The 3,656-nt window shown below is 39.6% G+C and carries 4 protein-coding genes; 3 read left to right on the forward strand and 1 reads right to left on the reverse strand.

The features are described from left to right. The first annotated feature begins 4 nt into the window (after positions 1–4). Both ndhK and G4P69_RS36215 read left to right on the forward strand, forming a co-directional pair. A complete protein-coding gene (gene ndhK, locus G4P69_RS36210) occupies positions 5–697 on the forward strand; it encodes a photosynthetic/respiratory NAD(P)H-quinone oxidoreductase subunit K (protein WP_313890613.1) in 693 nt (230 codons plus the stop codon). Next, the gene (locus G4P69_RS36215) at positions 690–1,217 is read left to right on the forward strand and encodes an NAD(P)H-quinone oxidoreductase subunit J (RefSeq protein ID WP_208341099.1); all 528 of its coding nucleotides are present in this window, start codon (positions 690–692) and stop codon (positions 1,215–1,217) included. The genes ndhK and G4P69_RS36215 overlap by 8 nt, the downstream gene beginning before the upstream one ends. 90 nt (positions 1,218–1,307) lie before the next feature. On the opposite strand, the gene G4P69_RS36220 is transcribed toward G4P69_RS36215, so the two are convergent. Then, positions 1,308–2,255: a glycosyltransferase family 2 protein gene (locus tag G4P69_RS36220; protein ID WP_208341101.1), complete on the reverse strand. Its 948-nt coding sequence runs from the start codon at positions 2,253–2,255 to the stop codon at positions 1,308–1,310. Between the two features lie 590 nt (positions 2,256–2,845). Between G4P69_RS36220 and G4P69_RS36225 the strand changes: the two genes are divergently transcribed. After that, positions 2,846–3,656, forward strand: an 811-nt coding sequence (locus G4P69_RS36225; RefSeq protein ID WP_208354722.1) for a glycosyltransferase family 4 protein, incomplete at its 3' end; no start/stop codon positions are given.

The raw sequence follows: 3,656 nt of genomic DNA on the forward strand, positions 1-3,656 counted from the left end.
GAGCATCCTCAACCCAATTGAGCGCCCTACTGTAACCAACGATTTGTCGGAAAACGTCATCCTGACTACAGTTGATGACCTGTACAATTGGGCACGGCTTTCCAGCCTATGGCCGTTACTGTTTGGTACTGCTTGCTGCTTTATTGAATTTGCAGCTTTAATTGGCTCCCGATTTGACTTTGACCGCTTTGGTTTGATTCCTCGTTCTAGCCCCCGCCAAGCTGACTTAATTATTACGGCTGGGACAATTACCATGAAGATGGCACCCCAACTTGTTCGTATTTACGAACAAATGCCAGAACCAAAGTATGTAATTGCTATGGGCGCGTGCACGATTACTGGTGGAATGTTTAGCGTAGATTCCCCTAGTGCAGTACGTGGCGTTGATAAGTTAATTCCAGTGGACGTATACTTACCTGGTTGTCCTCCACGTCCAGAGGCGATTATTGACGCGATCATTAAGCTACGGAAGAAGATAGCTAATGATTCGATACAAGAGCGGGATATTATCAAGCAAAGCCATCGCTACTACAGCACAACTCACAATATGAAACCAGCAGAGCAAATTCATACTGGTAAGTATTTGCAGTCAGAAACCCGCTTCACCCCTCCGAAAGAATTAACAGAGGCTATTGGTATGCCAGTACCTCCTGCTCTTTTAACACAGTCCCAAAAGGAGGAGCTACCCCGTGGCTAATGAAGAATCAACACCAGTACCAGCAGAAGAACAATCTTTGGTAAAAGCGGGTAAAGTCTCTCAATGGCTTACAGAGAATGATTTTGCTCACGAATCTTTAGAAGCTGACCACAGCGGTGTAGAGATCATTAAGGTAGAGGCAGATTTCTTACTACCTATTGCTACTGCGCTGTATGCTTACGGGTTTAATTATCTTCAGTGTCAATCTGGTATTGACTTAGGACCAGGAGAACAACTGGTCAGTATGTACCACTTGATTAAAGTTAGTGATAACGCTGATCGCCCAGAAGAAGTACGCTTGAAGGTGTTTCTACCCCGAGAAAACCCAAGAGTACCTTCTGTTTACTGGTTGTGGAAAGCAGCAGACTGGCAAGAGCGTGAGTCTTACGATATGTTCGGCATTATTTATGAAGGACACCCAGATCTCAAGCGGTTGTTAATGCCAGAGGATTGGGTAGGTTGGCCTTTACGTAAAGACTACATCTCGCCTGACTTCTACGAGCTACAAGACGCTTATTAAAGCGTAGCAGTTTATCAAAAACCCTTCTTTCTTAGTAAAGAGGGGTTTTTCCCGCTTGTAGGGGCGAACGGCGTTCGCCCTGATAGTTTGCTACCCCCGCGATCGCCGCAGCAACCCAAACGCCTGACTCCTTACTCTAACTGGTAAAACCGATAATCCCAAGCCAGTCCATGCTTTACCAGGAGAGCAAGACTTACCAGCTAAGACTAACTCCCGTCCTTGTTGAGTTTCACCCTTCTCAATTAAACGTAAACCTAATAATAACTGGGTTTCTTTAAAACGCTGTATTCTTATTTTTTCTAGCTTCTCAGAATCAAATTTATAACTTGCTAAATAACGCAACTTATCATCTAAATAACGAATTGCTCGATTAAGACCTTGCTGTTCTTGATGAAAGCGATATTCCATTAATAACTCAGGTAAGTAATAACCTTTTTTCCCAGCTAAAGCTAGACGAACAAATAAATCATTATCTTCACAGTTTTGCCAATTTGGTTGCATAAACCCAACTTCTTGTAAGGTTTTGTAACGAAATAAAGTTGCACCAATTTGAAAGCTTTGGTTAATAAATACAACTTCCAATAAATTATCTACCACACCTTCTGGTAAATGAGTTCTACCCCAATGAAGCGAGTTTTGCCGAGTCTTTTCCTCATCTCTAATATTGTTAATATCAATGATCCAGTGATCAGTACCCACGAAATCAATGATAGAGTCCTTTTCTAATATATCTACAGTGTGTTCTAGAAAATCTGGCGTTAATCTATCATCATCATCAAACTTTATAAAAAATTCACCCTGAGCAGCGTCAAATCCAGAGCGCATATTATTACTTTTTCCAATATTTTCAGGGTGACGGATATATTTTATCCTGCTGTCTGTGTACTCCAGGATACTGTCCGAAGTACTATCTTGAGAGCCATCATCACAAATAATTAATTCAAAGTCTTGATAAGTCTGTTTTAGTACACTTTCAATTGCGAAAGCTAATAGATTAGCACGATTAAAAGTCGGAATACAAACGCTTACTTTAGGCATGAGCTTTATCAAAAAAGAAAACACGGAATCAATACGGATTGCTTAGAGCCTAAAGCCTTAAGTCATCGGTTGCAGAGCCAGCACAAGGGGTTTCTCTATTTGAGGCGACTAGCGTTGCCATAAAGCAACTGACTTTCCAACTTACAATTATCTTTAAGCAAACCCTATTGAGCAGGGAATGGAGAATACCCCATTTAATAGCGCGAGCAAGACAGATGCTTTGCGAGACGCGCAGCTATGCCCGCAGAGCTTTACACGTTGCCTGTTAAAAATTGAGATGCTCCCGAATTTCTTTGGAGAATTAATATTTTTATTTAATCATAATTAAATATTGGTTTACCATATATTATAAATAATTTAAATGATACATATTTTTTTTGATAAAAGCAAAAAGCTCGAATCCTATCCAGGGAAGATTTATTAGAACCTAATCTATAAAAACCCAATTTGATTTGTGAATTTACTCCTAGAGATAGGAAAGAGGAAAAAACGAAATCAATGTGTACTTAGGTTCCCAAAAACCAAATAAGAACCCTAATATATTAGTTAAATATTCATTTGATTGATATTCTTTCTATAAAGTCAGAAATATGAGAATTTTGATGTTATCTTCTACGTTTCCCTACCCACCAACACGAGGAGGTACTCAGGTAAGGACTTTTCATTTACTTAAATATCTCCGTCGGAACCATGATATCACTTTGGTAACTCAGCGTGAACCTGATGTCACAGACTCAGAAATATTGGAACTACGCGATTGTGTTGATCATCTGGTTCTTTTTAATCGACCTCCTGACACAAATACATCCGGTAATATACTGAAAAAAATTCAGCGATTCTTAACATTTCTACACAAAGGTACACCGCCTAATGTATTAAACCGCTATTCCAGCGCAATGCAAGCCTGGATTGATCTGTTTATAGAGTCAAGAAAATGTGACGTGATTACTTGTGAGCATAGCGTCAATGAAATTTATGTGCGATCGCACTTTCAAAAACAGCTAAGAACTGTAGTCAATATTCATAGTTCTGTATACGGTGCATCTTATAACCAGCTAGAAACCGGCATTTCTGAAAATAAATTTAGAGACAAACTTTTCCTACCGCTTCTGCGTCGTTACGAGAAACGCTACTGCTCTAAATTTTCCTCGATCGTAGTCACAACAGAAGAGGATAAAATTCAACTCCAAAAGTTTAACCCTAACACGAAAATTACAGTTATTCCTAATGGGGTCGATTTGGTTTCATTTCCCAGCCGCACCAACAATCCCGGAGGACACCACATAATTTTTATCGGTGCAATGGATAATTTAGCAAATATTGATGCGGTTTGCTTTTTCAGCAAAAAAGTCCTGCCAGAAATTCAAAAACTTTACCCTGATACAACTTTCGATATTGTTG

The organism is Aetokthonos hydrillicola CCALA 1050, assembly GCF_017591665.1.
GTDB lineage: Bacteria > Cyanobacteriota > Cyanobacteriia > Cyanobacteriales > Nostocaceae > Aetokthonos > Aetokthonos hydrillicola.